This window comes from Mixta mediterraneensis (genome assembly GCF_014946725.1).
GTDB lineage: Bacteria > Pseudomonadota > Gammaproteobacteria > Enterobacterales > Enterobacteriaceae > Pantoea > Pantoea mediterraneensis.
The window spans coordinates 206,789-228,307 of sequence record NZ_JACFXY010000002.1 but is presented as its reverse complement, the minus strand read 5'-3'; the positions used below and the strand labels follow the sequence as shown (position 1 = coordinate 228,307).

General features: G+C 52.4%; 27 protein-coding genes and 2 pseudogenes. 14 read left to right on the top strand and 15 right to left on the bottom strand.

Annotation, left to right across the window (positions count from 1 at the left end; genetic code table 11):
• From xdhA to H2P46_RS05190, 11 genes are all read right to left on the bottom strand, one after another.
• On the bottom strand, nt 1-1,443 hold the full coding sequence (gene xdhA / locus H2P46_RS05235) for a xanthine dehydrogenase small subunit (RefSeq protein ID WP_193404140.1): 1,443 nt from the start codon (nt 1,441-1,443) through the stop codon (nt 1-3).
• Nucleotides 1,440-2,768, bottom strand: a complete 1,329-nt coding sequence (gene guaD, locus H2P46_RS05230) for a guanine deaminase (RefSeq protein WP_193404139.1) — start codon at nt 2,766-2,768, stop codon at nt 1,440-1,442. The genes xdhA and guaD overlap by 4 nt, the downstream gene beginning before the upstream one ends.
• Before the next feature lie 145 nt (nt 2,769-2,913).
• Nucleotides 2,914-3,702, bottom strand: a complete 789-nt coding sequence (gene istB, locus H2P46_RS05225; RefSeq protein WP_193404138.1) for an IS21-like element helper ATPase IstB — start codon at nt 3,700-3,702, stop codon at nt 2,914-2,916.
• Nucleotides 3,699-4,727: an IS21 family transposase gene (gene istA / locus H2P46_RS05220; RefSeq protein WP_193403243.1), complete on the bottom strand. Its 1,029-nt coding sequence runs from the start codon at nt 4,725-4,727 to the stop codon at nt 3,699-3,701. Before istA ends, istB begins: the two co-directional genes overlap by 4 nt.
• A 25-nt stretch (nt 4,728-4,752) precedes the next feature.
• Nucleotides 4,753-5,199: a ParB N-terminal domain-containing protein gene (locus tag H2P46_RS05215; RefSeq protein ID WP_238938936.1), complete on the bottom strand. Its 447-nt coding sequence runs from the start codon at nt 5,197-5,199 to the stop codon at nt 4,753-4,755.
• Nucleotides 5,196-5,318: a hypothetical protein gene (locus H2P46_RS23245; RefSeq protein ID WP_275092419.1), complete on the bottom strand. Its 123-nt coding sequence runs from the start codon at nt 5,316-5,318 to the stop codon at nt 5,196-5,198. The genes H2P46_RS05215 and H2P46_RS23245 overlap by 4 nt, the downstream gene beginning before the upstream one ends.
• On the bottom strand, nt 5,315-5,749 hold the full coding sequence (locus H2P46_RS05210; RefSeq protein WP_193404137.1) for a PerC family transcriptional regulator: 435 nt from the start codon (nt 5,747-5,749) through the stop codon (nt 5,315-5,317). The genes H2P46_RS23245 and H2P46_RS05210 overlap by 4 nt, the downstream gene beginning before the upstream one ends.
• Nucleotides 5,742-6,668 (bottom strand): conserved phage C-terminal domain-containing protein, encoded by a 927-nt coding sequence (locus H2P46_RS05205; protein ID WP_193404136.1) that lies wholly within the window; start codon nt 6,666-6,668, stop codon nt 5,742-5,744. The genes H2P46_RS05210 and H2P46_RS05205 overlap by 8 nt, the downstream gene beginning before the upstream one ends.
• Entirely contained in the window at nt 6,646-6,840 is a 195-nt protein-coding gene (locus H2P46_RS05200) for a DUF4222 domain-containing protein (protein WP_193404135.1), read from the bottom strand. The genes H2P46_RS05205 and H2P46_RS05200 overlap by 23 nt, the downstream gene beginning before the upstream one ends.
• 186 nt (nt 6,841-7,026) lie before the next feature.
• Nucleotides 7,027-7,575: a YmfL family putative regulatory protein gene (locus H2P46_RS05195; protein WP_193404134.1), complete on the bottom strand. Its 549-nt coding sequence runs from the start codon at nt 7,573-7,575 to the stop codon at nt 7,027-7,029.
• 13 nt (nt 7,576-7,588) lie between these two features.
• On the bottom strand, nt 7,589-7,843 hold the full coding sequence (locus H2P46_RS05190; RefSeq protein ID WP_193404133.1) for a helix-turn-helix domain-containing protein: 255 nt from the start codon (nt 7,841-7,843) through the stop codon (nt 7,589-7,591).
• Between the two features lie 98 nt (nt 7,844-7,941).
• Here H2P46_RS05190 and H2P46_RS05185 point away from each other — a divergent pair, with 98 nt between their 5' ends.
• The 11 genes and pseudogenes from H2P46_RS05185 (at nt 7,942) to H2P46_RS05135 (ending at nt 13,680) form a co-directional block, all read left to right on the top strand.
• Nucleotides 7,942-8,637, top strand: a complete 696-nt coding sequence (locus tag H2P46_RS05185) for an XRE family transcriptional regulator (protein WP_193404132.1) — start codon at nt 7,942-7,944, stop codon at nt 8,635-8,637.
• 150 nt (nt 8,638-8,787) lie between these two features.
• Nucleotides 8,788-8,943, top strand: a complete 156-nt coding sequence (locus H2P46_RS05180) for a hypothetical protein (RefSeq protein WP_193404131.1) — start codon at nt 8,788-8,790, stop codon at nt 8,941-8,943.
• Between the two features lie 911 nt (nt 8,944-9,854).
• Nucleotides 9,855-10,643, top strand: coding sequence for a hypothetical protein (locus H2P46_RS05175; protein ID WP_193404130.1), 789 nt, complete (start codon nt 9,855-9,857; stop codon nt 10,641-10,643).
• A 1-nt stretch (nt 10,644) separates the two neighbouring features.
• Entirely contained in the window at nt 10,645-10,809 is a 165-nt protein-coding gene (locus H2P46_RS05170) for a DUF1317 family protein (RefSeq protein WP_193404129.1), read from the top strand.
• Between the two features lie 10 nt (nt 10,810-10,819).
• Entirely contained in the window at nt 10,820-11,341 is a 522-nt protein-coding gene (locus tag H2P46_RS05165; RefSeq protein ID WP_193404128.1) for a hypothetical protein, read from the top strand.
• Nucleotides 11,341-11,532, top strand: coding sequence for a hypothetical protein (locus H2P46_RS05160; protein ID WP_193404127.1), 192 nt, complete (start codon nt 11,341-11,343; stop codon nt 11,530-11,532). Before H2P46_RS05165 ends, H2P46_RS05160 begins: the two co-directional genes overlap by 1 nt.
• On the top strand, nt 11,516-12,085 hold the full coding sequence (locus H2P46_RS05155) for an HNH endonuclease (RefSeq protein WP_193404126.1): 570 nt from the start codon (nt 11,516-11,518) through the stop codon (nt 12,083-12,085). The genes H2P46_RS05160 and H2P46_RS05155 overlap by 17 nt, the downstream gene beginning before the upstream one ends.
• A complete protein-coding gene (locus tag H2P46_RS05150; protein WP_193404125.1) occupies nt 12,082-12,771 on the top strand; it encodes an ASCH domain-containing protein in 690 nt (229 codons plus the stop codon). Before H2P46_RS05155 ends, H2P46_RS05150 begins: the two co-directional genes overlap by 4 nt.
• A gap of 2 nt (nt 12,772-12,773) precedes the next feature.
• Nucleotides 12,774-13,100 (top strand): hypothetical protein, encoded by a 327-nt coding sequence (locus tag H2P46_RS05145; RefSeq protein ID WP_193404124.1) that lies wholly within the window; start codon nt 12,774-12,776, stop codon nt 13,098-13,100.
• 6 nt (nt 13,101-13,106) lie between these two features.
• Nucleotides 13,107-13,442: pseudogene (locus H2P46_RS05140) on the top strand (hypothetical protein); the annotation flags it as partial.
• Between the two features lie 46 nt (nt 13,443-13,488).
• Entirely contained in the window at nt 13,489-13,680 is a 192-nt protein-coding gene (locus H2P46_RS05135) for a helix-turn-helix transcriptional regulator (RefSeq protein ID WP_193404123.1), read from the top strand.
• Here the strand turns inward: H2P46_RS05135 and H2P46_RS05130 are convergent.
• Nucleotides 13,661-14,839: a tyrosine-type recombinase/integrase gene (locus tag H2P46_RS05130; protein ID WP_193404122.1), complete on the bottom strand. Its 1,179-nt coding sequence runs from the start codon at nt 14,837-14,839 to the stop codon at nt 13,661-13,663. The genes H2P46_RS05135 and H2P46_RS05130 overlap by 20 nt on opposite strands.
• Before the next feature lie 210 nt (nt 14,840-15,049).
• On the opposite strand from H2P46_RS05130, the pseudogene pqqU reads away from it, so the two are divergent.
• A pseudogene (gene pqqU / locus H2P46_RS05125) lies at nt 15,050-16,927 on the top strand (TonB-dependent receptor PqqU); the annotation flags it as partial.
• A gap of 252 nt (nt 16,928-17,179) precedes the next feature.
• Here pqqU and H2P46_RS05120 read toward each other — a convergent pair.
• From H2P46_RS05120 to H2P46_RS05110, 3 genes are all read right to left on the bottom strand, one after another.
• Nucleotides 17,180-17,737, bottom strand: coding sequence for an isochorismatase family protein (locus H2P46_RS05120; protein WP_193404120.1), 558 nt, complete (start codon nt 17,735-17,737; stop codon nt 17,180-17,182).
• Between the two features lie 17 nt (nt 17,738-17,754).
• Nucleotides 17,755-18,180 carry a MarR family winged helix-turn-helix transcriptional regulator gene (locus H2P46_RS05115; protein WP_193404119.1) on the bottom strand — a complete coding sequence of 142 codons (426 nt, stop codon included), beginning with the start codon at nt 18,178-18,180 and terminating at the stop codon, nt 17,755-17,757.
• Nucleotides 18,181-18,262: 82 nt separating this feature from the next.
• Nucleotides 18,263-18,808 carry a helix-turn-helix domain-containing protein gene (locus H2P46_RS05110; protein WP_193404118.1) on the bottom strand — a complete coding sequence of 182 codons (546 nt, stop codon included), beginning with the start codon at nt 18,806-18,808 and terminating at the stop codon, nt 18,263-18,265.
• Nucleotides 18,809-18,902: 94 nt separating this feature from the next.
• Between H2P46_RS05110 and H2P46_RS05105 the strand changes: the two genes are divergently transcribed.
• Together H2P46_RS05105 and H2P46_RS05100 are read left to right on the top strand one after the other, a co-directional pair.
• Complete coding sequence (locus H2P46_RS05105) at nt 18,903-20,078, top strand: benzoate/H(+) symporter BenE family transporter (protein ID WP_202987350.1); 1,176 nt, start codon at nt 18,903-18,905, stop codon at nt 20,076-20,078.
• A 160-nt stretch (nt 20,079-20,238) separates the two neighbouring features.
• Entirely contained in the window at nt 20,239-21,519 is a 1,281-nt protein-coding gene (locus tag H2P46_RS05100) for an SrfA family protein (protein WP_193404116.1), read from the top strand.

Here is a 21,519-nt window from a genome sequence, read left to right as displayed (position 1 = left end):
TTATGAGACATAGCGGCTTACCTCTGTAATAGTCAAATCGCCGCTGGAACGATGGTAATAGCGGCGCAGCAAATTACGCGCAACCTGCAGGCGGTAATCGGCACTGGCCCGGAAATCGCTTAGCGGCTGAAAATCCAGCGCCAGCGCAGCGCAGGCTTGTGCAACCGTCACCGCATTCAGGGGTTGCCCCATTAATGTCTGTTCACAGGCACTGGCCCGCTTTGGCGTGGCTGCCATGCCGCCGAATGCGATACGCGCATCACTGACCACGCCGTGATGACACGTAATATTAAAGGCTGCAAAAACAGCAGATATGTCATCATCCAGCCGTTTGGAAACTTTCCAGGCCACAAAATCCGGTGACGCCGTCACTTTTGGCACTTTAATAGCACGGATAAATTCGCCTTCCTGCAAGACCGTTTGGCGATAACCGGTAAAAAATTCATCGAGCGCGACGTTCCGCTGCCGATCGCCCCGCTGCAATTGCAGCGAAGCATTGAGCGCTAAAAGCATGGGAGACGCATCACCAATTGGCGATGCATTGGCAATATTGCCGCCGAGCGTTCCCTGATGGCGAATTTGCAGCGAAGCGAAACGTTGCAGCATTTCACTCACGCCCGGAATGCGTGCAGCCAAAAACTCACTGACCTGGTTAAGGGAAGCCCCCGCCCCCAGTATGTAATGCTCGTCAGCTTCGCTGCACACCTTCAGCGCCTCAATGTGTTCGAGCGTAATGAGGATCGGCAGCGGTTTGTACTGCTGCGTAATATGCAAACTGAGATCGGTGCCGCCGGCCACCAGCCTGGCATTAGGGTGCTCAAGATAGATTTGAGCCAGCTGCTCTGGTGTTTTAGGCAGGAAACAGCGATGGCCGTTGCCGCTCAGCGCTTGCATCTCAGGCTGGATGAGCGCTTCAAGGCGTTGCACGACATTCGCAGCCGTTTGGTCGAATTTGTCGTGACATGGCTGAGAACAGACCTGCCTGGCCGCATCCATGATGGCGCGATAACCGATGCAGCGGCACAGGTTTCCCGCCAGTGCGATTTCTGCCTGATGACGGTCCCAGTCTTTTCTGTTTTTCTGCAGGCTAAACAGCGACATGACAAAACCCGGCGTACAGAAACCGCACTGAGAACCGTGGCATGCTACCATCGCCTGCTGAGCGGGATGCAGCTGGTTACCTTGCTTTAAATCTTCAACCGTAATCAGTTGTTTACCCTGCAATGTGCTAACCAGCGTCAGGCAACTGTTAACGGTTTCGTACTGCATTTTCCCCTCTACTGCTTTCCCCAGCGTCACACTACAGGCGCCACAATCCCCTGACGCACAACCTTCTTTGGTGCCGGTGCGTCGCAGACGGGTACGCAGATAATTCAATACGGTCAGATTCGGATCGATGTCATTTTCGGTAATCAGCGTATTATTGAGAAGAAACTGGATCATACGGTACTCTCCCCGGCGTCGCGTTGCCAGGCGGGGCGTCCATGTAGCCAGGTTTGAACAATATTGCGATCGTCTCCCAGCGTCATTAAGACAAATAGTTTTTCCCAGATGTCTTTGCTGTTGCCGATGCGCAACTTTTGTAGTGCCGAAGCTGCGGGATCGATTACCACAAAATCAGCTTCTTTACCGGCGGCAAAATTACCAATCACCTGGTCAAGATCCAGCGCATGTGCGCCGCCCAGCGTCGCATGATAGAAGGCTTCGGCGGCGTTGAGTTTGTAACCCTGTAGCTGACCGACCTTGTAGGCTTCGCCCAGCGTCTGCAACAGATTAAAGGTGGTTCCCGCTCCGACGTCCGTACCGATACCGACCTTAACGCCCTGCTGCCAGCTACGTTTGATATTAAACAGACCACTGCCAAGAAACAGATTGGATGTGGGGCAAAACGCAATGGATGAATCGGTATCGTGCAGGCATTGCCATTCATCATCTTCAAGGTGAATACAGTGCGCGAATACGCTGCGGCGGCCGGTAAGCTGATAATAATGATAAACATCCAGGTAACCGTCCCGTTCCGGGAACAGCTCTTTTACCCAGGCGGTTTCCTGCGCACTTTCACTGAGATGGGTATGTACCCAGGTATCCGGAAACTCTTTTCGCAGCTGACACACTTTTTCCAGCAAGGCATGTGAAGACGTCGGCGCAAAACGTGGCGTCAATGCATAGCTCAGACGACCGCGCTGATGCCAGCGCTCAATCAGTGCACGCGTTTGCTGGTAACTTTCTTCCGGCGTTTCGAGCAAATAATCGGGCGCGTTGCGATCCATCATCACTTTGCCTGCAATAAGGCGCATGTTCAGCGCTTCGGCGGCACTGAACAGTGCCTCAATCGATTGAGGATGCACCGTACCAAACACCAGCGCGCTGGTGGTGCCGTTGGCGAGCAATTGACGCAGGAAAAACGCTGACATCTGCGCCGCATGCTGCGGGCAGTGATACTGCGCTTCGATCGGAAAAGTATATTGATTCAGCCATTCAAGAAGCTGTTCGCCAAATGCACCTATCATTTCGGTCTGCGGATAATGAATATGGCTGTCGATAAACCCCGGCAGGATAAGCTTGCCGCGCAGATCGACAATATCCATGCCGTTTAACTGCTCGCTAATGTTTTGCCACTCATGCAAACCGACCACGCGCCCTGCACGCAGCAGCAGTACACCATCGTCTATAAAGCGGGCCTGAGCCAGAATGTCGTCTGGCTGGTCGGCTAAAGCTGTAAAGTCAAAAAAACTGGCGCGAATCGCCGTGTCTGTCATTAAAGGCATGTGATTTCCTTTTTGAGAAAATACCGAGCTTTCTCATTAATTATGCAGATGATTGTCTTAAAGCTAATTTGCAAAAGCTATGCTGTCAATACCGATCGAATTCTGACCCACCCTGCCAAAGTAAAACTGACCCACCCCCTTTGAATCATTCGAGCGTTGTTGCTTTCGTTTTCTTCTGGAGTTGACCGCTTTTCAGCTTATCTTTCAGTCGATAGCTTTGGCCGCTGATTTGGGCGATATGCGCATGGTTAAGCAGCCGATCCAGCATCGCTGCCGTCAGTGTCTCGTCATCACCAAACGTTCCGGACCACTGCGTAAACGGCAGGTTGCTGGTCAGGATCACGCTGCCTGACTCATACCGTTTAGCGACTACCTGGAAGAACAGGTTCGCCTCCATTTTACCGAACGGCAGATATCCCACTTCGTCGATGATCAACAGCTTAGGTTTACCTACGACGCGGTTCAGGTAGCCCTTCAGGTCACCCTGACGATGTGACGCCATCAGTTGCAGCATCATGTCGGCGGCGGTAATGAACCGAATGCTTAACCCCGCCATCGCGGCCTTATAGCCAATGGCGGTCGCCAGGTGCGTTTTGCCGACGCCAGAAGGCCCGAGCAGGACAACGTTCTCCTGACGTTCGATAAATGTCAGACCCGCCAACTCCTGGATCTGACTTCGTGGAACGCCACTGGCATAGGCGTAATCGAACTGCTCCAGTGTTTTTATCACCGGCAGGCCTGATAACCGCAAAATGGTCTGGCGACGCCGTTCGTTCTGGCCATCATGCTGGAGCTGCAAAACGGCTTCCAGGAAGTCGGCATGCGTGCCGCTGTTGTCGATGGTCGCCTGTGCCACACCCGGCCACTCTGCCGGCAGGCGGTCGAGCTTGAGTTGCTCGCAGAGCGCGGCAATACGATCATGTTGAAGGTTCATGCTGGCACCTCGAGCAAGGCCTGGTACGTTGCCAGAGGATGTTGCAGGCTCTCGGTCGGCACCGGACGCTGGCTGAGCGCTGGGACAGGTGCAGGCAATGCCAACGTGACCTTCGGTAACGGCAATAGCGCAGCACGCTCGCGCGGCATGCGCTGCTCAGGCGGTACGCCTGTGGTGCCATGCACTCGTGTGTTCGCGACGGTGACCAGCCACTCGCCGATGCGTGTGTTGGCAGCAGGTACATCCAGTACCAGCCCGGCCTGCCGGAAGGTCGCGGTAAGAGGCACGATAAAGCTGTTCTTGAGGTAATGGTTAAACCGCTCAACCTTACCCTTGGTCTTGGCGCGATAGGGTCGGCAGACCTTGGGAGTAAAGGCATACTTCTCGGCGACGTGCATCAACTGCGGGTTCCAGCGATGCTTACCGGGGCCGTAGACATCGCGCTCAATGATGATGGCCTTGGCGTTGTCGAACAGCAGCTGATGCGGCGTCCCGCCGAAGAACCTGAGCGCAGACTCAATGCCGTCACACCAGGCAGCGGAGTCCTGGTTGCTGTAAAACTTGACGAAAGTCGCGCGGCTCCAGCCCAGCGTGGCGACAAAGGCCAGCAATGGGTTATGACCGAGTCTGATGATGGTGAAATCAACTTGCATCTGAAAGCCAGGCTCGGTCTCGAAGCGTGTTACCTCTTCAGTGACGGGCTGCTTAATGGGGTGCAGGAAAGCGGTCAGCATGCTGTAACCACCCTCGTAACCACGCTGACGGATCTCGCGCAGCAGCACACTGGCGGGGATCCAGAGGGGCCTGGCAGCGGCCACGCGCTCAAGGATATAGGTCTTGAACGGGTCAAGCTTGCAGGGTCTGGGTGCGCGAGGCTTGTAGCGCATATCCGCTACGGGCAGCGGGCTACGAATATATCTGCGAACGGTCTCACGAGAGCATGAAAGCTGGCGCGCGATGGCGCGTATCGACATGCCCTGACGGTGTAAAACACTAATCTCCACTCTGGTCTCCAATGTCATCATTGGCAGTGCCTTAAAACTGCCATTTTTACCCTAGGTGGGTCAGATTTACATCGGCAGGTGGGCCAGTTTTACATCGGTAGCGACAAGCTGCTGCACGTTCCAGCGGCAACAGAGCGCGTCCCTGACTGCTGGTGACCATGAACGCTACGCTGTCAGCTTCACTGCCCACAAAGTCTTTACACTCAAGGCGTAGCGTGTAGCCTGCTTCCTGAGCCAGCTTTGCACCGTAATAGCGGTGATGGCCATCGATGATCTTAATGCCCTTCTCAGTGACCTTAACAGCCAGCGGAGGCACGTGCTCACCAGCGATAAAGGCGTCGCGGAACTCTTCGACATGGGTCTGATCAATATCACGAATGTTGTAATTGGTTTCGACATAGAGCTCATTAACCCCCAGCAGATAGGTTTTTCGGGTGGTGATGTCGGTATCGCTGTTTTTCTTATCGTCGTAAATGCGCGCTAAAGTACTCATGCTGTGGTCAGCTCCCATGTCAGGACAAAAATCAGGGCGGCAATCATCACTACTGCAGTAGGAATGGCCCGGTAGAAAATCTCATTGCGTTGGTAGTAGCTCTTCAGGTGCGCTTTCATAACAAATGCCTGTGCACGCTGGCTGAAATGATGCGACCTGTGTCGAGTCCACCGTAGCTGCCACAGTTGAGTGAGCCTTTTACGACGCAGCGGTCGCAATTCTCTTTGGCTTCGTTGCGTGATGCGTCGAACTTTGCCACCAGCATGGCTTCACGCCATACCTGTGCTGCACGTAGCCAGAACCCTTTGGCCTCAAGTTCGCTGGCCTGCTTCGCCAGGCGGGCAAATTTCTCGCTCTCAACTGGCAGCGGGTCAGTGTTGATCGAGTAGCTCCAGTCGCTTGCCCGCTTCAGCAGGCCCTTTGTGAACAGCGGTTTGATAAAGCGCTTCACAGAAGTTTCATGCAGGCCAGTGCGCTTGCAGAGTTCGCGGACCTTCAGCAGACCATTGCGGGTAATCAGTTCAAGAATTTTTGATTCGTGGTTAACCATGATTCTTCCATCCCTTATTGAAGCCTTCAGGAACTGTTGAGTAATCCACTTTGGAATAATCTGAAGCGAAACTCATTGCATCGCGCTGCCACTTGCCGTTGATGCACTTCGGGCGACCAGCCTTGTCCCATTTCTGAGCTGAGCCCAGATAACCCGGAAACTTACCCTGACGAAAAATGGTTTCCGGTCGTACGTACTCACGCATTTTGGTGTCTTCACCCCACTTAGCGATTGAGTAATCGACAGTGAGGATTAGCTCATCAGCAGTGAAATCTTCAGACAGGCGACCGCGAATAGGCCCCAGCGATGATTTTGATTTCTGGAAGCGCAGACCAGAAGCACGCACCAGATGTTCCAGCACAATGAAAGCATCCTGATTTGCGTCAGGGGCATGGTCGGGTTGCCCCGCAACCTGACAAGAAGGGGTTGTTGTAATCTCTGTAGTAATCTCTGTAGTAATCTCTGTTGTATTCTCTGTAACATTGGGACAATTTGACCCTATGGATTGGGACAAGTTGGCCTTATCCATAGGGACAGATTGACCTTTTCGATTGGGACAAATTGTCTCTCTCGATAGGGACAAATTGTCCTTATCGGTCAGCAAAGGGTTTACGTAGTTAATTGCGTAATAATTAGTCTGGTCATGCTGTCTTTTCTTAAGTTGCTCAACATGAATCAGACCCATCTTTTTCAATGAAGAAACTGTTCTTTGTATCGTCTTCCCGGTCCACCATGGAAACTGCTCATTCCAAGCATTAATGCTGTTATAAACCCATCTCTTGCCGTCATACTCAATGCCAGCTGTAGTGTCTTCCAGCCAGTAGCATATCTGCTGAAGCACAATGGCTTCATTCAAACCGATACGTTGCGCCAGCTCCGGGCTAATCACTAATGGTTTAACTTTCAGAAGTAGGCTCATGATCTACAGTGACCTCCCTGAAATATTGCTTGAACCGTTCGAGAGAGCTGAAACACTCGCCATGTTCGTAATTGTCACGCAGGTAGATAACGCGGTTTGTTTCGGGCTCCCAGCGAACGACACGGATGATAACGCCGCGCTTGTCTTTAAACCTTCGGTTGAGCTCGCGCATTTCGTTAACCCCAGTTGACGGTGTGACTCACCCACAGCCCACTCAACAAAGCTGTGGTTCACCTCTTCGCTGCATCCGGGTACATTAAGCACATACCGCAGCGGCTCCTGATTGAAATGGCCACCAGCCGATGGCAGGCATCTAAATTGCGGAACAGGATGGAATCTGTTTAAATTGACCATGCGATTATTTCTCCACACCAAGTGATTTGGTCGCAACTGAACGCTCCGGGCTGCAACCTGGGGCGTTCGCCTTATCTGGCGGGCAAAACACGCGATACAGCAGCGTCAGATGCTCCTGCCACTTAGCCATTACCTGATAGCTGTTCTCCTCAATCTGCTCCCTTTCGGCCGCATCAATCACGCCATCCTCTGTGGCTTTACGCAGATAGGCTGAATGCTTGCCGATCCACTCAACCGACTCCATCAGGCGCTCGTTGATGTCGGCATTATCAACATCTTCGATCTCCACCATCGGGACGTTTACGCTGTTCGACTGATGCGACACTGCGTCGGCGATATATTTAGTTCCGCTGGCCTGTTGAAGAACGATCGCCCAGCCCATAGGGAATATCTGGTCGCCCTCAAGACGCAGGCGGTTAAAGAGCGCGTTCTCTGTTATGCCAAGCCATTCAGCTGCTTCCGCATAACCGCCAGGCATACTGGTGATGGTTTTACGGATCGCAGCAACAAGCCAGGCTGGTTGCTTTTCTATTTGCCAGTCAGGTTTACCCACGGCTAAGCCCTCTCTACTGTGGTTTCGCTACGGGTGGCGTAGCTGTTAAAGTCTCGGTGCTGGTCAGGTAGCGCTGGGGATAAAGAATTTCCAGCTCGCTGATCTCGCCTTTAAAGAACAAAGCTAGGCGCTCTGCTACATCCAGTGATGCCACCTGCAGACCGCGTTCAATACGGCTCAGGTTGCCTACATCCAGATGGATGGCGCCGGCTACTTCACTTAGTGTTCTTCCTTGCGACTTGCGCAAGTTTCGTAACGGTGAAGACATTTTTAACCCCCTTAGTTGCGTAATTCGCATATTATTTCATGCTAGCGGATTGCGCAAGTTAATTTGCGTTTCATGCAAACCAGCCATTAAATAGGCACATGAACATAGGAAATCGAATCAGAGAACTGCGGCTTGCGCGCGGGCTGACAATGAATGATCTGGCTGATGCAGTAGGCGTCGACCAAGCGAACATTTCACGCCTTGAGACAGGAAAGCAAAAATCCTTTACCGAGCAATCGCTTAAAAAAATAGCGAATGAGCTAAATGTGAGCCTCGGTGAATTATTTATTCCCTCCGATCCAAAAAATACTGTATATAATAACAGTAATGATATGGTTAAGGTTATACAAGGGGGGGATGTGTATCGTGTGGATTTGCTTGATGTAAATGTAAGTGCGGGCCCAGGAGCGTTTGTTGGTAGTGACATAATCGATGTCATTCGCTCTATTGAGTACAACACAGAGCACGCCAAGAACTTCTTCGGCGGTAGGCCTGCGACTACGGTCAAGATGGTTAATGTCCGCGGTGACAGTATGTCAGGCACTATCGAGCCAGGAGATTTGGTTTTCGTGGATGTTTCAGTGAATCAGTTTGATGGTGATGGTATTTATGTGTTTGGTTTCGATGGGAAAATTCACATAAAGCGCTTACAGATGGTTCCCGATAAAATCGTCGTCATTTCTGACAATACCCGATATCGTGACTGGTTCATTGATGAATCGAATGAGCACCGCTTTTATATTTTCGGCAAGGTCATGATTAGCCAGTCGCAATCCTTCAAACGACACGGCTAAGCCCTCCTTACAAGCCCAATAAGCCCGGTTCTGCCGGGCTTTTTTGCGTCTTTAACATTTATAATTTGCATATAACGCATTTTACCACTTGCGTTATATGCATATCCGCATTATTGTTTCCCTCATCAGCGGTTACTTACGGATTTTGAGATGAGAATGGTCAAAAACATGAGCAACACCAAGTTTTGGGACCAGATTACCTTTCTGTACCTGTTCCCAGATGCCGATCTGATTTGTGATGGTGATGCGGGGATCGTGTTGTTGGAGTGCTGTGTAGATAGTCTGGCAGCCAAGCCGGTATTTTAAGGATGACGCTGTGTTGTTTGGCGGTTTCTTCAGTAACCCATTCTGATTAAACCGCCCTCTTTTTTCACAACGAAAAGGGCGTTTGCAAAGCGGGTGTTTTCGAACGCTTTAGAGACGTGGAGTAAATGCCCTTCTCGTTGTGATGAATGACGGATGATGACCGTCAAACGGTTGAGATTGATAAGCAGGCGAGACGTTCTAGGCGAGCATAAGGAATGATTGAACGCGGATGGAACGGGCGGCTACGATGGAAAACACCGCGCCACTGAGCTGGGTAATAGTCACCAGCCATCACAACTAATCTTCTGTAAGCCAAAAGCGAGACAGAGCCGGATCGGTAACCGGCACCCAACGTCTCGTTGAGAGAATTTTCACAAGTTCTTTGAACGAGACTGGATGGTTTACTACTTCAAGACGGTCTCCATAAATGTCCACCAAGTAGCGGTACTGCTACCGATAATAGCGGCGCCAAGATGATGCAAACGGCAAAGGGCGTAAAAACTCGTTAGGTGCTGGCGTGGCATACGCGACAACCGCGATAGAGCAGAGACGGCTCGGAGAGACGAGCACACAACGGTGAGAGCGTTGAGCGGTGATTGGCAAAGAACATCGCGCGCCTGGTTAGCCAGCGCTCTCAACCGTTGTGGTGAATGCGGCTAGCGCACGCGGAGAACTGGCATCGTAACTATCGTGCGATGCTGAAAGTCTAAAGGTCACCGCTCTGGAGTTTGCCAGTTCGGCCAGAGCACCGGGAGGCACCCGGCACCGCAGCAACCTTTCAAATGTGTGGAGTAATCGGGCTGTGGGTTATTGCAGTAGCTCACCAGCCAACTTAAACGAATCCCAAAAGTTTTTTATTGCCGTCACTGGCAAGGGATTCATGCAACCAAAAATCGTGTGTGGAGACAGAAATGAGTAACGAAAAAAATATAGCTAACAGCCTGGCAACAGCAATTGCAGCGCACTGCTCAGAGTTTGAAAAGTCACCTGAGTTTGCTGACATGGTACGCAAGCACGTCACCAGCCTGTATGAAGAAGCCATTAAAGACACGTTCCGCTGGGGCGAGTTCCCGCGAGCTGTGAAGAAAGCGCTGGAAGAGGCGCTGCCAGCCAACATCTCCGAACTGGTCGATCTACCACGCTACAACTTGCTGATGGCGAAGGAACTGGCCGCGACCTGGGAAGGCAACGCCGTTTCTGATCGACTAGTCACCTCGATGCGCGAACACGTTTTGGAGTTTGTGAAATCCCATGAGGTGCCTCAGTACATCAAGGCATCTGACCTATGGGCTGCGTTCGTCAAAGACCACGAGGAAGAAGCGGCGCAGCAAGGCTGGGAAGCCCCATCAGTACTTATGGCTTACAGCGACTATGGCTCATTCATGGTCGGACTGGAAAAGGCACCAAGCAGCTATAGCATCCGATCCCGTAGTAAAGACCACGCGTTCCAGTTCGACAACAACCTGTATTTCACTAAACAAACGGCCTACGAAGAGCGAGAGACGGTTGACGTGTTGCACGATGGAAAGCCCGTTTGGCAGCTCTTCTCCGGCGCGCTTGAGGGCGATGCGCTGGGCAAGAAGGTACACCAGTTCCGTGGCGACTTCGAAAGGCTGGTAGCGGCGCTTTACTACGGAGACAGCCTGCTTGTGCTGGACGCTGATGATGCAGACGAAATTGGTTATCCAGGAGTCTACTGAGATGCAAAAGCCAAACGACCATATCACCGTAGGCATTATCACCCTGCCCTACAGCCATATCCTCAACGGCTGGGTAATGCCTGACGGATCGGTAATCAGTAATCCGATTAAGGCGCAGCGTGAAGCTGAGCGCCTTAATAAAACCATCAACATCACCATTCACTGAGGCCGAAAATATGAAAACCGAAGCAACCAGCAAAGAACTGGTCTCGTCAGGACATCAACTGGCAAAAACACTCCGCTCATCACATAACATGCTGGATGTTGCAAACCTTATTTCTGACCTATCAACGCGTCTGGACTGTGCGTTCGTGCGTGGTAATGAGTTACAGCAGAAGTTGGACGAGCTGGCGGAGGAGAATGCTGTACTGCTGAAGTTGCTGACGGATATCAGTGAAAATCACGTCGAATATTTTTCTGAAGGTGAAGGATATATGTTTGCAGGCGTTCCGCTGGATTATGTTTCTGAAATCAACATGTATGCGAGCCGAGATGTAAACGCCGAAAACCCATTCCCGGCCACCGACTCATATATCAACTCTGTGCGGGCTGAGGGTGTGGAAATGCTGTCCGGAAAACTCCAACAACTGATTGATGAAGGGACGTTCGATGCGCGGGAAATTGGTGTCGCTGCTGGAGCTGTTTACACCGGCGATCAAATCTCCGCCCAACTCCGCGCCGGTAAGGATTGTGAGTGATGAAAACCACCATTTGCATCGACCAGATGAAACTCGTTGCTGCCATTAGCTTTGAACTTTCGCGTCAGTTCCCCGGTGTAACGGTTAATCCTGAACAGTTCAACGCCATCATCTCGGCGGCCAATAGCGTCAAGGCGGCCTACGATGGCACGGAAGTAGAGCATGTCGAGGAGGATGAAGAAGATGCATGAGCGTCCAATCATCTTTAACGCCGACATGGTGCGCAATACCAACACCAAATCTCGAATCTACCCAAGACGAGGAGCCGACCAAAATTCGCCGGAGCATTTGGCGCGCCGCCTTACAAATGGATGCAGCATCAATGAACAAACTGGATGCTGGGAATGGCAGCGGCACACCAATAATGCCGGTTACGGAAAACTAACCATCAATGGGCGTGGAGTTTATGCCCATCGGTTGGCTTATCAACTGGTGAAGGGGGAATTGCCTGAAGGTTTAGACGCTATGCATTCCTGCGACAATCCAAAATGCATTAATCCAGAACATCTCGTCGCAGGAACTCGATCGCAGAACATGAAGGACTGTAGCGCAAGAGGTCGTGCAAAAATTCCCACCTCAATAAAGCGCGGGGAAAGTAACGGCGCTGCGAAATTGCGCGAGGTCGATGTTCGTTCTATCAAGCGGCTTTTGGAAAAGGGATGCACGCAGCGTGAAATAGCTGATCGCTTTGGAATATCGCAAAGCCAAGTTAGCCACATAAAGCTTGGGAGGGCTTGGAAATGAAAGAGCGGCCGATCATTTTTAACCCTGAAATGATTAAAGCCATCATTGATGGACGCAAAACTATGACGCGCCGGATTATGAAGGTGCAGCCAGACTCGCCTAACTTTGGCTTGCTACGCATCACTGATTCGACTAAGCGCGCTGATATAGGCAAATACCATTGGGCAGAATCAAACGCGACTGGCACGCATACGCGTTCAGCGCTGTTCACCTGCCCATTCGGTGCAGTAGGTGATCGCCTGTGGGTGCGTGAGACGTGGCAAGCAATACACGACTCGCTTGATGAGTTTGGCAATGTCGATGAACGCACCTGGATGCCATCAATCCCCAAATCATCAGACAGCTACTGGCATGCGGTCTATGCCGAAACATCTGGGCAATCAAACCGAGAAGATAGGGGATTCCCTTGGCGGCCATCCACCCACATGCCGCGCTGGGCTTCACGCATAACGCTGGAGATTACCGGCGTTCGTGTGGAGCGGTTGCAGGATATTAGCCAGGCGGATGCGATTGCAGAAGGTGCGCCGCCGAGCCATCCATCCATTGATGCTGTTTCGCGTGACTACGGCTTTCCTGACTTTTCACGTTCATGGTTCGGTCAGACGTGGTGGAGCATCTACGGAGAGGAAAGCTGGCAGGCCAACCCGTGGGTGTGGGTCATTGAGTTTAAGCGCGTGGAGGGCTGACCATGAGCAACGTTCTCGCGCTGAAATTCAGTAATGCAGAGCCGGATCAGTTGCTCGGAACTCTGTCAGTTGAAGAGGTGATGGAGGTTCTTAAAGAAAGGGTTCGCTCTGAGGTTGAGGAAGAGGTGCGCGGCGACTATCAAGGGCAAATAGCTGACCTTGAAAGCCAGCTCGATGAGGAAGGCGACTGGAGAAGCGAAGCTGAAAGTTGGGAATGCGACGCTATCGGGCTCTATCGGACTATCGAAGCTGCTATTGAACTTCCTTGGACCGAAGGGTTACCACTTCTGCGCCAGGCGATGGCTGACTACGGGAAGGATATTGACTGATGCCTATCCGCCGCCGAACGAAAAGCCGCGCAGCGTGCCAGACAGGCCGCTGCCGGTGGTAAAAAGCTGGAGCTGGCGCTGGATAGTCAGGAACTGGAGATGCTGGCGCATAACTGCGCCGCACGCCGCCCCGGTCGTGAACCGTATGAGCTGAACGAGTACATCACCATGCTTATCCGCAAAGATAACGCGGAGCTGCAGCAGCAGCTTGCAGAGCTGGCAAAGCGCCAGTGCGGGAAGTGTGGCGATCGCCTGCCGGTCAGCGCCTGCCCGTGCCAGGGTGATTCGCAGTGCTGGGCCACCAGCGGTTGGCTTGAGACAAAATTAAATATCACGCCGTGACGTGTCACGGTTGCTTAACCTGTTGCAGCAGGAGTGGAGAAATAGCATGGCCAATACAGACTTGATTTCAGAAAAAGAGGTTATGGATAAGCTAAAGGTTTCATCCAGAATGACCATCTGGACTTACACGCATAAGATGGGGTTCCCTAAACCAGTAAGAAGCCGTCCAAAGCTTTACTTACTGGCCGAGGTTGATAGCTGGATACTTAACGGCGGCGTTAACCAGAAATCAGCTTAATTTGCTCAAAAATCTTTTCTGCATAGAGCTCATATGCCGCCTTCTGTTCTGCTAACCAGTCGTGCTTGTTATAAACGGCAAGCACGCCCCCTAAATCATGTCCAAGCATCTTCTCGATTACGTGCGGCGCAACGCCTTCCTCAGAAAGCCTGGTCGCCAGAGTTCGCCTGAAGTCATGAGCCGTAAAATCACCGATACCCAACTGATCACGCAATAGCCTGACATATCTTGTTGCCGAGCCAATCGACAAGGGAACATCGCGATCGTAAGCGCCCGGAAAAAGAATATCCTTTCCTGATGCTTTTGCCTCCTCAAGCAGTGGCAGCGCATGCTTGAAAATAGGACGCCTGATAATTTTATCTGTTTTGCTCTTTGCGGCCGGCAGAGTCCAAATGTTTTCTTCGAAATCGAATTCTTGCTTGAGAGCTTCGCGCATCTCACTATTTCGAGCGCCATAAAGTATGAGCAACTTAACCAGGCGCTTAGAGGAGGCGGTCGCCATGGTTTTTTCATTTTCCAGCCAAATTTGGGCCAGCTGGCGATAGGTCAGGACTGTTTCCCCTACCCTTGGTTTTTTGCCAAAGTCTTTAGGGTCAAGGCGAAGCAGGGTTGAATTGTCTATATATTGCCTTCGTGTACACCAGTCTACGGCACCACGCAGATTAACCAGAAGCCTCCGGGCCTTAACAGGATTTTCCTGCTCTTTTTTGGTAAAGAAATCTACCCATGTACTGACGTTTATATCCTCAAGAGGAATACCCTCAAACACGCCTTCCATTTCGTTCAGAACTACGCGGTTGTAAACTTCTTGCGTGCTTTCCCGGAGCGATTGCTGCACATAATTTTTCCACCAGTAGTTTATGCAGTCTTGAAGTGTTGGGCGGAATTTAACCTGTGGCTTATGGTGCTTAGGGTCTTTCCCTGCTCCAAGCGACTCCTTGAATTCTCCTACTTTTATTCTGGCATCCCTCAGCGAAATTTCCGGATACCGACCGATCCCGAGGCGATGTTGCTTGCCGTTAAATCGGTATCGGTACTGAAAGCTGATAATACCCTTTGGCGTGATGCGGATTCCCAGGCCATCTGCGTCAGTTAACTCAGGCGGTCCGTCATAGGGCTTGCCGTGCAAGCCTCTTAGCTTTGTATCACTGATGGCCATCTATGTACTCAACTTATTTTATTGGTACTCATATTGTACTTGATCATCGTTGGACAAAGAAATACGCCAAAGGACACGAAAATAACAAAGAATACAGACGGTCCATATTATCCATTTTAATTTCAATGACTTAAATACATTAATAGCCATATGAATACATAAAAATACCCATGGATACATGCAAGACAGAGCCGGCAAAATTATGGATAGAACAGGCAAAACTATGCGCAAGATTTACAACTGTCGGTGCGTGGTTTTGGTTCGCGCTCCACCTATGGCGTGCGCGGTTTGCGTATTTATGTCGATGGCATTCCCGCTACCATGCCCGATGGACAGGGGCAAACCTCGAATATCGACATTGGCTCGATCGATCATGTCGAAGTGCTACGCGGGCCGTTTTCGGCGCTGTACGGCAACGCGTCAGGTGGGGTGATCAACGTCAATACCCAAACCGGTCAGCAGCCCACCACCGTTGAAGCCGGGACCTGGTACGGCAGCTACGGTAGCTGGCGCAACAGCGTTAAAGTTAGCGGTGCAACGGGCGACGGGACCCACGTTGGCGACGTCAATTACACCGTGTCGGCCTCCCGCTTTACCACGCATGGCTATCGCGATCACAGCGCCGCACAGAAGAATCTGGGTAACGCCAAACTGGGTGTGCGGCTGGATGACGTCAGCACGCTGACGCTGCTGTTTAACAGTGTCCATATTGATGCGCAGGATCCGGGCGGTTTAACAGCGGATCAGTGGCGCGCTAACCCGCGTCAGGTCGTGAGCAATGTGTCGCTCTATAACACGCGCAAAACCGTTGATCAGACCCAGGGCGGCCTGCACTATCAGCGTCAGATGGGCGAGAACGATGATCTCAGCGTGATGATGTATGCAGGCATACGTGAAACCACGCAGTACCAGTCAATTCCAGCCAGCGTACAAAGCAGTGCGTCACATCCTGGCGGAGTCATTTCGCTGACGCGTCATTATCAGGGTATTGATACGCGCTGGACGCACCGCGATGCGCTGTTCTCAATTCCGGTGACGCTGACCGGCGGCCTCGACTATGAAACCATGACCGAATACCGTAAAGGCTTTGAAAATTTCACCGTCAGCAACGGGGGGTATGATTACGGTACGAAGGGCAATTTGCGTCGCAATGAGCGCAATTTGATGTGGAATCTCGATCCGTATCTGCAAACCTCCTGGCAACTCACCAATAAGCTGTCGCTGGATGCGGTCGTGCGTTTCAGTACCGTCAATTTCGATTCTAACGATCATTACATTACCGCCGGCAATGGCGATGACAGCGGCGATACGCGCTACCATAAATGGCTGCCAGCGGCCTCACTGAAATATGCGTTCGACAATAGCTGGAATGCCTATCTTTCCGCCGGTCGCGGTTTTGAAACGCCAACCATCAATGAGCTATCTTATCGCTCAGATGATCAATCGGGTTTGAACCTGCGCCTGAAACCCGCCACCAGCGACACCATTGAGTTGGGCACCAAAAAACGCATTGGCAATGGTTTGATCACCGCGTCGGTTTTCCAGACCGATACGCAGGATGAAATCGTGGCTGATACCAGTAGCGGCGGACGCACCACGTATAAAAATGCCGGAGAGACGCGTCGTCGTGGGCTGGAGTTAGGGCTGGATCAGCAATTCGCTTACGACTGGCATTTAAAAATGGCTTATACGTTGCTTGATGCGCGCTATCGGACCAATGCTTGTGGCGATGACAGCTGTGATGGCAATCGCATTCCGGGCATCGCACGCAATATGGCGTATGCCGGGCTGGAGTATGCGCCGGAACAAGGCTTCTATGCAGGTGCCGAGATGCGTTATATGAGCAATATTGCCGCCGATGATGAGAATGATGTGAAGGCTCCGTCTTACACGCTCACCGCATTGAATAGCGGTTATAAATGGCTGGTGCAAAACTGGACGCTGGATTTGTTTGGCCGCGTCGATAACCTGTTTGACCGCGATTACGTCGGTTCGGTCATCGTGAACGAAAGCAACGGACGCTATTTTGAACCTGCGCCGGGCCGCAATTACAGCGTTGGCCTGAATGTAAGTTACGCGTTTCAGTAAACGTGTCTCGCGGTAAAGGCTGAGGCGAGGCGCGTTCCAGTACTGGCTGGTTACTTTGTTCACGTCCAGGGTATCAGCCCCCCTTCTGCGTAGCAGGTGACAAAAAGGACGTTTGGCTTGCGTGCTTTACCCGTCAGCATCGCGGTAGCAGGTTATTGTGTTACCTGCGTGCCCAATAAAACGCTCTGAAACAGAGACGTTTATTGCGGCTACCGCGCTTTTTTCTGTGTCTCAATCCGAACAACGCTTACATTACAGACCCTTTACCAGCGCTACGATCGCTTCGGTGCTACCCGTTTCACCCAGGCGGGGGAAAATCAGTTTTACGCTATTGTTATGCGTATCACTATTCAAATCGGTCATAGCGTCAGTCGCCAGCGTGACGTTGTAACCTAACTCATAAGCCTGACGCGCCGTGGATTCCACACCAATACTGGTTGCAATACCGCAAATCACCACTTGCGTAATGCCGCGCTTTTGTAGCTCGTCGTGCAACGGCGTGTTATTAAACGCACCCCAGCTATGTTTGGTAATCGTGATATCCTCTTGCTGTGGCGTCATTTCTGCTACCAGCGTTGCCCAGTCAGCAGGCAGTTCACCACTGTGACGCGCCTGTTCATTACGGCCTGGCGCCCCTCCCGCCACATTTACCAATACTACCGGTAAGCCTTTGGCATGAAACGCGTCTTTAAGCTGTGCGCACAACGTGATTACCGGTTGCGGTTTATGCACAACCGGTAATGCGACAATACCCTGCTGCAGATCGATAATAAGCAGCGCGGTGTTTGCATCAAGGGTGGTTACAGCCATGTTGAGTCCTCTCAGGATTAGTCGTCAGCGAGACGTTGTAGTAAAGGAATAGCGTTGAGCAATTGCTGTTGTTCATCGCAGGAAAATTGCGTGTCGATAGTTTGCACCAGCCAGTCATCACGACGTGCCCGATTGGCGCTAATTAAATCTAAACAGGCTTGCGTGGCCGTGTAGCGTGTCTTACGCCCGTCATGGGCGTCTGGTTTTCCCTGCACCATGCCGGCATCCTGCAAACGGGCGACGGTTGCGCCCATCGACTGCGTTCGAACGCCTTCTGATCGCGCCAGTTCGGTAATGGTCATCGCGCCGTCACGCACCAGATAGCCGAGTACTGAAACCTGCGACCAGGTCAGATCTCCCGACGGAGCGGATTCACGCAAACGACGACCCAGCCTGCCAATCACACTGCGTAATTCTGCTGCGGATGCGTTCAAATCGCTCATTAGCCTGCTCCTTACCACGAAGGCGTTACTCTACAAACAGGAAGGCAGACTGTGTAGTTTACCTTCGTATCAAATTGTAATGTCAGGTACGCGCCAGATAATGGATCAGGCTATGGAAACGCAAGGGCGTTTTTAACGGATTGTGGTAGCTGTGCGCGACGTCGGCGGCAAACTGTATGGCTTCGCCGACCTGCAGTCGCCGCCAGATCCCGTCCAGACTCAGTAATAACTCTCCCTCCAGCACAACCACTTGCTCTATAACGCCCGCTTCATGTGCTGATGAATCACTTTGCGCGCCGGGTGCTAATTCGACAGCTAAAAAATCGAAGCGCAGTTTCGCGTCATAGGGCAACAGTGGACGCACACTCATCTGCGCATTCGGTTGGTTAAATGCCACCGTTTCGCCAGGCTGCAACCTACCGTCATGGATAAAAAACGAGAAAGGAACATTAAAGCCAGTCGCGATTTTCCATAATGTCGCCACTGTTGGGCTGGATTCGCCGCGCTCGATTTGGCCCAGCATCGCTTTGCTTACGCCGGTACGTTGCGCGGCTAACGTCAGGCTCCAGCCGTTGGCCTGTCTGAGTTGCTTCAACGCTTCACTAAGATGGTGGTGCAGATATTCCATAGTTCCTCCTGCTTGCTGACTAGCAGTGTATCACTTGTGCGTTATAGCGCATCATGCGACCATGTGCGCTATAACGCACAACGGGATATTTAACATGCTCATCGCTATTCCTTGCCCTCGCTTTACCTTACCGATGCTGGTCTCCGGTTTTGTCGCTGTGCTGGTAGGTTACAGCAGCACCGGCGCGATTATTTATCAGGTCGCGCAAGCGGCGGGAGCCAGCCCCGTCCAGGGTGGTGGCTGGCTGTCGATGATCGGCATTGCGATGGGCATAGGATCGCTTGGGCTTTCCCTGTTCTACCGCATGCCCATTCTTGCCGCCTGGTCAACGCCCGGCGCTGCACTGCTCGCCACCAGCTTTCACAGCATTTCCATCAACGAAGCGGTGGGCGTTTTTGTTTTTACTAACGCGTTAATCGTGCTAAGCGGCATAACCGGTTTGTTCGCCAGGCTGATGAACTCTATTCCGTCCTCGTTAGCGGCGGCGATGCTGGCCGGTATTTTATTGCGTTTTGGTCTGCAAACGTTTGCCGATCTACAAAGCAATTTCACGCTGTGCGGCAGTATGTGTCTTGCCTGGCTGCTGGCCCGCCGCTGGCTGGCGCGCTATGCCATTCTGGTGACATTGATCGCCGGCGTGGCTGTCGCGATGGCCCAGGGTGCGATCCATTTTCCGCCGCATCCCGTTGGCTTTACTTTGCCGGACGCGGTAATGCCGCACTTTACCTTAACGACTTTGATCGGCATCGGCTTACCCTATTTTCTGGTGACGATGGCTTCGCAAAATGCGCCTGGCATCGCTACGTTGCAGGCGCATGGCTATGCACCGTCCGTGTCATCGTTGATGAGCTGGACCGGTTTGATCGCTTTGGTATTGTCGCCGTTTGGCGGTTTTTCTGTCTGCGTCGCCGCGATTACCGCAGCGATTTGCATGGGCGAAGATGTGGACCCCGATCCGCGCCGCCGCTGGGTAGCGTCTGCCATTGCGGGCGTGTTCTATCTTATCGCGGGCTTCTCCGGCGCACTGATTGGCGTATTGTTTAGCGCCCTGCCAGCGGTGTTGATTCAGGCACTGGCTGGTCTTGCGCTGCTGGCAACGCTCGGAGGCAGTCTGCAACGCGCCCTGGCGCATCCTGCTGAGCGTGACAGCGCACTTATCACCTTCCTGATCACCGCGTCGGGCGTAGCGCTGCTCGGCATCGGTTCTGCCTTCTGGGGATTAGTGGGAGGCCTGATCGTTCATCTGCTGCTGGTAAGAAAGTCAGCCTGACCGCTTTACGCGCTGCTGTTTTTACGGCAGCGCGCGAAAAACCCACCCATTTATCCCCTTTTTCCACCGTTTGACTGGCCCTTGTTCCACGTAAAATTACCGTAATAGCCGATAACTCACGATTTTCTGCCTCAGACAACGACCGATAAGGGCCCAACAGGTGGCAAAAACTTTTCTGCGTAGCGGTAATCTCGACGCGGTGCTGGCTTTAGGTGAAAACGGCCAACCGGTCTATGCCTCTGCCCTGCAAATTCGCGAAACCCTGCGGCTGCGCCGCCAAAACGCACTGGCAAACTGCCTTGCCATTCCACAGGCCAACGAGCGTGGTGACCGCCTTGACTGGTATTCGCCCTTTTCCGGCAAGGTAAAATCCTGGCTGGGTGCCAGTGAGCACGAACGTCGTCAGGCGCTGCAACAGCTTACCGTTTATCAACAGGATATGAACGATCTGAGCGCACGCGCGCGCGAAGCTGAGAATCCGGCGATGCGCTTGTTTGGTGCCTTGCTGAGCAAAACCGTGCAATTTCCTGATCAGCAATATGTTTACCTGGTGGATGGCAAACCGGTCATTACCTTTTGGGGCTTTGTCAACGCACAGGCACGTAGCCGCGAAGATGCCCTTTCCTGCCTGCGCGACAGCATTGAAGCGTCGTTACCAAAAATACGGGTTGAACCGTCGTCAGAACCGGTGATTAAGAGCGAACCTGTGCCCGTTGAACAGATTGCCGCCGAGCCGGTTATCGCTGAACCCGTTCGCGTTGAACAAGCCATCTCGCGTCGTTCAACCTTCCGTCCAGGGTACGTGATCCTACCCGTTGCAGTGGCTGCAGCTATTGTCACGGCTGTTTTACTGCATACCTCGCCCTCGCCTGCGCCCGTCACACCGGCTACGTCTGTGACACAATCGCCGATCAAATCTCCGCCGATCGTCGCTTCAGCAGAAAAACTGGCCGCTACGCTGCCACAAAAAACAGCAACAGTAGCCGCTGCTGTATCAGTTGCGCCGTCAGCTACCCTCGCTAGTGTGATTACGCCACCTGTCCCGACGGTATCTACCCAAAGCAGCGAACTGGTGATAAGCAGCGATGATGTACGAACCGGCGCGGTAAAAGTGGTTGATGGCAGCTGGCGCGTAGTTATGCAAAATTCCCTGCCGGGTGGCGCTTCCCCCGTGTTGCATTATGCCTTCAATAACGGTAAAGGCAGCGCCATCGTTACGTTAGGCAATAATGTGCGCTGTGAAGCGGACGAGGTCAGTGCCGCGATGGTCAGCAGCGGACAAATGGTGATCCGCAGCCGTTATACCGCTAAGTGCAGTGACGGCTCGCGCTATCGTATGCCGCGATTGATATGTAAACCCGGCCTGGAGGCAGCGGTATGCGAAGCCCGGTTCAGTGGTGACAAAGCCTTTCCAATGACGATTAAGCGTGAGAATAAATAA

Excerpts from the sequence above, each read along its gene's own strand:
- guaD (WP_193404139.1), bottom strand. The coding sequence starts at position 2,768 with ATGCCTTTAATGACAGACACGGCGATTCGCGCCAGTTTTTTTGACTTT.
- H2P46_RS05175 (WP_193404130.1), top strand. The coding sequence starts at position 9,855 with ATGAGTAACGAAAAAAATATAGCTAACAGCCTGGCAACAGCAATTGCA.
- H2P46_RS05110 (WP_193404118.1), bottom strand. The coding sequence starts at position 18,808 with ATGGAATATCTGCACCACCATCTTAGTGAAGCGTTGAAGCAACTCAGA.
- H2P46_RS05170 (WP_193404129.1), top strand. The coding sequence starts at position 10,645 with ATGCAAAAGCCAAACGACCATATCACCGTAGGCATTATCACCCTGCCC.
- H2P46_RS05205 (WP_193404136.1), bottom strand. The coding sequence starts at position 6,668 with ATGAGCCTACTTCTGAAAGTTAAACCATTAGTGATTAGCCCGGAGCTG.
- xdhA (WP_193404140.1), bottom strand. The coding sequence starts at position 1,443 with ATGATCCAGTTTCTTCTCAATAATACGCTGATTACCGAAAATGACATC.
- H2P46_RS05155 (WP_193404126.1), top strand. The coding sequence starts at position 11,516 with ATGAAGAAGATGCATGAGCGTCCAATCATCTTTAACGCCGACATGGTG.
- H2P46_RS05120 (WP_193404120.1), bottom strand. The coding sequence starts at position 17,737 with ATGGCTGTAACCACCCTTGATGCAAACACCGCGCTGCTTATTATCGAT.
- H2P46_RS05135 (WP_193404123.1), top strand. The coding sequence starts at position 13,489 with ATGGCCAATACAGACTTGATTTCAGAAAAAGAGGTTATGGATAAGCTA.
- H2P46_RS05185 (WP_193404132.1), top strand. The coding sequence starts at position 7,942 with ATGAACATAGGAAATCGAATCAGAGAACTGCGGCTTGCGCGCGGGCTG.
- H2P46_RS05115 (WP_193404119.1), bottom strand. The coding sequence starts at position 18,180 with ATGAGCGATTTGAACGCATCCGCAGCAGAATTACGCAGTGTGATTGGC.
- H2P46_RS05210 (WP_193404137.1), bottom strand. The coding sequence starts at position 5,749 with ATGGTTAACCACGAATCAAAAATTCTTGAACTGATTACCCGCAATGGT.
- H2P46_RS23245 (WP_275092419.1), bottom strand. The coding sequence starts at position 5,318 with ATGAAAGCGCACCTGAAGAGCTACTACCAACGCAATGAGATTTTCTAC.
- H2P46_RS05105 (WP_202987350.1), top strand. The coding sequence starts at position 18,903 with ATGCTCATCGCTATTCCTTGCCCTCGCTTTACCTTACCGATGCTGGTC.
- istB (WP_193404138.1), bottom strand. The coding sequence starts at position 3,702 with ATGAACCTTCAACATGATCGTATTGCCGCGCTCTGCGAGCAACTCAAG.
- H2P46_RS05180 (WP_193404131.1), top strand. The coding sequence starts at position 8,788 with ATGAGAATGGTCAAAAACATGAGCAACACCAAGTTTTGGGACCAGATT.
- H2P46_RS05215 (WP_238938936.1), bottom strand. The coding sequence starts at position 5,199 with ATGAGTACTTTAGCGCGCATTTACGACGATAAGAAAAACAGCGATACC.
- H2P46_RS05130 (WP_193404122.1), bottom strand. The coding sequence starts at position 14,839 with ATGGCCATCAGTGATACAAAGCTAAGAGGCTTGCACGGCAAGCCCTAT.
- H2P46_RS05160 (WP_193404127.1), top strand. The coding sequence starts at position 11,341 with ATGAAAACCACCATTTGCATCGACCAGATGAAACTCGTTGCTGCCATT.
- H2P46_RS05165 (WP_193404128.1), top strand. The coding sequence starts at position 10,820 with ATGAAAACCGAAGCAACCAGCAAAGAACTGGTCTCGTCAGGACATCAA.
- H2P46_RS05200 (WP_193404135.1), bottom strand. The coding sequence starts at position 6,840 with ATGCGCGAGCTCAACCGAAGGTTTAAAGACAAGCGCGGCGTTATCATC.
- H2P46_RS05150 (WP_193404125.1), top strand. The coding sequence starts at position 12,082 with ATGAAAGAGCGGCCGATCATTTTTAACCCTGAAATGATTAAAGCCATC.
- H2P46_RS05190 (WP_193404133.1), bottom strand. The coding sequence starts at position 7,843 with ATGTCTTCACCGTTACGAAACTTGCGCAAGTCGCAAGGAAGAACACTA.
- istA (WP_193403243.1), bottom strand. The coding sequence starts at position 4,727 with ATGATGACATTGGAGACCAGAGTGGAGATTAGTGTTTTACACCGTCAG.
- H2P46_RS05145 (WP_193404124.1), top strand. The coding sequence starts at position 12,774 with ATGAGCAACGTTCTCGCGCTGAAATTCAGTAATGCAGAGCCGGATCAG.